This is a genomic window from Pseudoalteromonas sp. BMB, from assembly GCF_001709235.1.
Classification (GTDB): Bacteria; Pseudomonadota; Gammaproteobacteria; order Enterobacterales; family Alteromonadaceae; genus Pseudoalteromonas; species Pseudoalteromonas maricaloris.
The window spans coordinates 1-5817 of sequence record NZ_MBQA01000230.1; the positions used below are offsets into that span (position 1 = coordinate 1).

The 5817-nt window shown below is 40.2% G+C and carries 8 protein-coding genes; all 8 read left to right on the top strand.

The window, feature by feature from the left end:
- The first annotated feature begins 400 nt into the window (after positions 1-400).
- The 8 genes from BB427_RS23540 (at position 401) to BB427_RS23575 (ending at position 5571) form a co-directional block, all read left to right on the top strand.
- On the top strand, positions 401-1216 hold the full coding sequence (locus BB427_RS23540) for a hypothetical protein (protein WP_139119103.1): 816 nt from the start codon (positions 401-403) through the stop codon (positions 1214-1216).
- A gap of 8 nt (positions 1217-1224) precedes the next feature.
- Positions 1225-1980: an Imm49 family immunity protein gene (locus tag BB427_RS23545; protein ID WP_069023620.1), complete on the top strand. Its 756-nt coding sequence runs from the start codon at positions 1225-1227 to the stop codon at positions 1978-1980.
- 11 nt (positions 1981-1991) lie between these two features.
- Positions 1992-2489 (top strand): hypothetical protein, encoded by a 498-nt coding sequence (locus BB427_RS23550; protein WP_069023622.1) that lies wholly within the window; start codon positions 1992-1994, stop codon positions 2487-2489.
- Between the two features lie 20 nt (positions 2490-2509).
- Complete coding sequence (locus BB427_RS23555; RefSeq protein WP_069023624.1) at positions 2510-2875, top strand: HNH endonuclease; 366 nt, start codon at positions 2510-2512, stop codon at positions 2873-2875.
- A 3-nt stretch (positions 2876-2878) separates the two neighbouring features.
- On the top strand, positions 2879-3406 hold the full coding sequence (locus BB427_RS23560; protein WP_069023626.1) for an SMI1/KNR4 family protein: 528 nt from the start codon (positions 2879-2881) through the stop codon (positions 3404-3406).
- A 280-nt stretch (positions 3407-3686) separates the two neighbouring features.
- Positions 3687-4445 (top strand): polymorphic toxin type 15 domain-containing protein, encoded by a 759-nt coding sequence (locus tag BB427_RS23565; RefSeq protein ID WP_139119102.1) that lies wholly within the window; start codon positions 3687-3689, stop codon positions 4443-4445.
- Between the two features lie 103 nt (positions 4446-4548).
- Positions 4549-5226, top strand: a complete 678-nt coding sequence (locus BB427_RS23570) for a GAD-like domain-containing protein (protein WP_069023628.1) — start codon at positions 4549-4551, stop codon at positions 5224-5226.
- Positions 5227-5310: 84 nt separating this feature from the next.
- Complete coding sequence (locus BB427_RS23575; protein WP_069023630.1) at positions 5311-5571, top strand: hypothetical protein; 261 nt, start codon at positions 5311-5313, stop codon at positions 5569-5571.
- Positions 5572-5817 lie beyond the last annotated feature (246 nt).

The window sequence follows — 5817 nt, forward strand, 5'->3', positions numbered from 1 at the left end:
AGGCGACTTTAATCAAAACCCCTCCACGTCACAAATCGTGGTAGGTACCTTGATTTCCATGATACCAATTATCGACCAAGTCATGGATTTACGAGATATCACCGCTAATGTCATGTTACTGACTGACGATGATGAAGCCAACGACACCGACGCTTGGCTTGCCTTTACCCTAACGGGTATTGGTTTAGTGCCAGTAGTGGGCTCAGCCGTCAAAGGCGTGGGCAAGGTTATCTTAAAAAATACCGGAGAATCCCTCTCCAATGCGCTTGCAGTACTTCGCAAGCTAGGCAAAGGCGACCCAGTTAAATACCTAAGAGACATCAACTGGCAAGACCTAGGAAAACAATCCGCCACGGAAGTTAAAAACATCGTCAAAGGCCTGCGCGATTCACTCGATGACATGTCTACCAGCTGGCACTACGACCTACTGCTCCCTGACGCCGCCATCGAAGGCATGCAAGCCACGGTTAAACGCCTAGACGATGTCACCCCCAAAATCGACCAGCATATGCAACAAGCCGCCCAAGAAATCGGACAGCGAGTTAATAAAGCACTGGATGAATATCAAGGTCAACCTCCAATTCGAGGCGTTACCGACAAGCCCACCAAAGCCAAAGCCGATGAGTTGGAGCCACCAAAAGGGAATGAGTTGCCGGGTACTAAAGTTAGCAAATTAACAGATCCGAGACTTCAGAAACATTATAAAGATGTTTCAGCTTATATGGCTCACTATAAATCACGTATGGATCAAGCTATTAGAAATGGTGATTCTTCCAGAAAAATCGGTGCTTTTAAGGCTAAAATTACCGAAGGAAAAGGTGAGTTAGCAGCTGCAATGCATATGGAAAAACACTTTTCCAAACCACCTCCACCAGCGCAAATGGAGATGGGTTTTGGGCCTGGACCAGGAATTGACCAGATTTGGGTTAAGAGAGATGGTAAAGGAAATATTATCGAATATTTCGCTGTAGAAGCTAAAGGACCTGGAGCTACGCTGAAAAAAACAAAAACCATGCAAACCCAGATGTCTCTATTTTGGCTCAGAGCTAACGCAAAAAAGATGAAAAACTCGAAGAAATACAAATCTAAAAACCAACTCGGAAGTGACTTACTCAGAGCTATGAAAAGTGGAACTCCGCCTGTTCGTCGTTTAGTTATAGAGGCGGTTGAAAAGAATGGTTCTGTTGTATCATCAAAACTTCAACCTTTACCTTAGGAATTACAATGTTAAAGATCAATCAATATGAAGAAGATTTTGAAGAGCTTATTGCTGACTCACCTATTATTATTGAAAATAGGAAGGCACAAATAGATGATAAAACATTATCATTGGAGCAGCGTAAAGAAGCATTATTTACTGTCGCAGAAGAATACCTTGATTTAGGTTATGCGTATTATATGCTTGAAGAAAACAATAAGAGCATCGTACACTTTCAAAAAGCTATGCCGTACAAGTTTAAGTTAGCATTCGAAGCTTTATGGAAAGAGCCAGAAAACTGCTGGAGCATACAGGAAACTTTGAATTGTATTTTACTTTTCGGCACGAAAGAGTTGAAATCCGAACTTATTGACTCTAATTGGAAATTAGAGAGCGAGGACATTATTAACGAGTCATCCTATTTGTATGACCGCCTACTTATTCAAATTGGTACCACATTCAAAGTTGATGATGCAGCATTAATTAATGCTCTAAACGTTTCTGAATTAGAAAAAGACAGAGATGTTCAACAATTTATCGTGCCTTTACTACGCTCAATTAAAGGACTAATTACTAGTGATAAATCCCAATGGCAAATTGGCATTGACAAAGCTTTGCAATGGCACGCTGACGAAGCAAAATTGGGTGAATATAGAGATATCCGGCAAGGTGTTATTTGTTTGAATGCCTTAACTCTTGCAAAGCTTGGTCGTGACATGCATGGGTGGGAATGTACTAGTGAATCAATCTATTTACCGTTAAACCTCTTAAATTTAATTTAGTAAGGAAAAAAATGAGTGGCCTAATTCATTTGTATCTCATTGATGAAGCTGTTTTTCCAAAAACACTAACAGGAAGCAGTCAGCAAAAATACCAGCAACTTATTGATATTACTTTAAGTAATGGAATTCGCTGGCAAACGGTTGAATTAAATATGCGTGGCTTTATTCCTGCAATTTCCATGTGGGACAAAGTTGCTGGTAATAGCCAATTGATTGAGGCGTGTTCATTTCACTACTTTCCCAATCACCTAATTGCTCCTGATGCCGAGATAAATGGTTCTTTTGGCTTTTTTCCTTCAGAAATGATTACCGATTTAAGTGATGTCATGGAAGAAAATCTAGACTTCGATATTAACTCTTATGATGGTAAACAGCTAGTTAAATATGTTGAGCAAAACGAAGGCGACTTAGACCCAGACGCTTATGAGATTGTTCGAAATGCTTATTACCGAACTTTCCGAGATGCCAAAGAGCAAGACAAATCTATTGTGATCTTGATGGAGGAGTGATCCCCAAATTCAGATAATAAGTGCACCACTCATGGTTAAACGGTGATGGTACGTGGCAATCAACACTCAAAGAAGTAAATGAAATTACTGGTGGTCAGCCAATCACATTTAAAAATGGTAGGCCTGACTTTACACCATGGTCTAAGGGCCAAATTGCGTTCGCACCAAATGAATTAAATGGTACACGGCAAGACTTTGGTCAAGTATACAAATATATAGCTGATCAAAAAGGCCTGAAAAGTAAAAATGCCGCTAGGCAATTGCTGAGTAAGCTAGATTTAACTCCACACCACGCTAGTGCTACAATAATCCAGCTTATACCTACGAAATTGCATGGTAATATACCTCATATAGGATCAGCTTCTGATTTAAGAAAAGGAAAGTAAGTTATGATTAAGAATGTTCTTGACTCTCTTGGAGCCATGCCTTTGCATGAATGCAGCGATGAAGTTATTGATATCAATGAGCTTGAAAATAGATTTAAGTTCGAAATACCAGATGAACTAAAGGAACTTTATTCACTATTTAATTCATCAGTTATTTTTGATTCAGGTGCAAAAATTAAGCCTAATCAAGCTACCCCACTGACTGATCATGATGGCTATCAGTCGGTGGAAATTCTTTATGGTATTGATAATCAAGATAACAATATACTCCAGAAAAATGCCATGTACGAAGAACTTGAGCAAAAAGGCTATTTTATTTTTGGCTCCTCTTGTGGTGGCGATCAACTTTGTTTGGGAAAAAGAGATCTCAAAGTCTACTGCTGGGATCATGAAAGTGGTGAAAGCGAACAGGAATTTTATGAGGTTTCTACGAACCTATCTTCATTTTTTCAAGCGCTACAGCCGGATGAAGATGAAGCAACTGATCATGCCTCGAAAATAGACGAAGATAAGTCTTTCCTTTCCTTTTAAATGACTAAGAATAGAATATTGTAGTCAGATCAGTCCTTTTTAAACTGGCTACATTTGGAGTAAATGATCGGGCAAATAATCGATTATCAATAATGACGATTTACTAGCCCATAATTCACTTAAAAGCTGGAGATTGCCGATGCAGCTTTTTACCCAAAGAAAAGTTGGTAAAGGCGACTTTGTTAAATACCTATGAGTCATTAGCTGGCAAGACCTAGGAAAACAATCCGCCACGGAAGTTAAAAACATCGTCAAAGGCCTGCGCGATTCACTTGATGACATGTCTACCAGTTGGCACTACGACCTACTACTTCCAGACGCCGCCATCGAAGGCATGCAAGCCACGGTAAAACGCCTAGACGACGTCACCCCCAAAATCGACCAGCATATGCAACAAGCCGCCCAAGAAATCGGACAGCGAGTCAATAAAGCGCTGGATGAGTATCAAGGTCAATCACCAATTCGAGGCGTTACCGACAAACCAACCAAAGCCAAAGCTGATGAGTTGGAACCGCCAAAAGGGAATGAGTTGCCGGGGGCTAAACTCAAAGCTATAAAAATGAAGAAGTATAGACCTCCTTGCTTCATGCCTGGCGAAGACTTAGCGAAGAACTTTAAGGGTGGTAAGCAAGCTCTAGAAAAAGAGTTTTATAAACAACTAAAAGCTCAGCAGCACGGCATCAATAAAATGACGGTTGAACAATATTTAGAAAACCGTAAAACCTTGACTGACCTTGTTAAAGTGCATGGACATAAAAAAGCAAGAAAAATTCTAACGAATGGCGGAATGGCACAAGTATCAGCCAGAAAGAAGTTAGAGGACGAAATGTATGAATCAATATTAAAAAGTTTGAGAAAGCAGGGTATTAAAGGTCGAAATGCTGATAAAGTCGCAGCAGAGAAGATAAAAGAACAAATGTCTCAGTTAGCTGCTTTACATGATCCTGACCTGATAGCGGGCGGTAGTGATAAGATCAACAAACTCGGAAATAAAAATGTAAACTCCTCTCTCGGTTCTCAGTGGTCTAAAGGGGGGTGAGTTTCCGGTATGGATGAGGCAGCAAGGGTTGCGTTGAGAACAATGGGCCCTACAATCCAAATGAATATAGAATTAGAACGGTGTAAGTAAGGAGGTTAGAATAATGACCAAACAATTTGAAATAGATGAAGATTTCGAGTGGTTTCTTGAAAAGTTTGAAGAGCCTAGTGAAAAAAATCAAGCCCCAGCAGAAATAATAAAAAAGTTTGAAGGTAAACTGCCTACTAGATTATTAGAATATTGGAGTGAATACGGATTTTCTGGTTTCGGGGAAGGGCTTTTTTGGTTAACTAATCCCGATGATTATGATGATACCTTAGATGCATGGCTTGGAGATACAGATATCGTCGAGCAAGACACATATTATGTAATTGCTCGCAGTGCTTTTGGAGAGCTATTCTTATGGGGAGAGAAATTTGGACATAAATATCTAATCGACCCATCTCACGGTTGGATTATAGAGAAAGAAGGTAATGCCGAAGACATAGCAGTTGGAGAAGAAAACGATGCCATACAGTTTTTCTTTAGTGCAAAAAGGCCAACATCGCTGGATATAAATGATACGAGTGGAGGCTTGCTTTTTGGGAAATGTAAACTTCGATTATCTCAATTAAAATATAACGAAATGTACGCTTTTGAACCCGCTTTTTTTCTTGGTGGGCAGCCTACCATTGACAATGTCAGTAAAGTAAATATTTTCGCCCATCTAAGTGTATTAGCATCATATGGTCAGAAAGAAATACTAGACCAACAAGGGCTTATAGCTAAGGCTTATTCATAATAAATGCTCCTGTTATTAAAGTAGCAAATAAAAACCACTTAACTCCTTACTACTAAAAACACTTACTTATTAATTGAAAATGCGATGATGATTAACTTTGAACTCACCGCCAATCAAATTGACGTCAGCGCCAAACAAGATTTGACCCTTAAGGCGGGTCGCAGCCATCGCAGTGTTATCCAAAGTGATATAAACCTCAAGGCAGACAACAACCTCACCATCACCGCCCCGGCGGGAAGTCAAATCATTCAAAGCCAAGGCAATATCACGATTAAAGGCAGTGGCTCTGGCAACCTCACCCTTACAAGACGGTTGCACTATATCGGCTTAGGGTTTGAGGATTGAGTGTGATGCCGGGGCGACGTTTTCTTGATTCGTTCTTTTTTGTCGTTTTAAAAAAATGAACGAGGAGCGCATGGATGCGCTTTGATATTAAACATGGAGGTTTATTTTGCTAACGGCTGATAGCTCGAAATTTATCGTAAAGTCAGCCCGTCCTCATGACAGTTTTCGACGCCCATTCATGGGCTGCGACTACCCGAAAAGCATAACTTCTCGGCGGGTAAACCGCCTTATATGGACTCCTCCAAT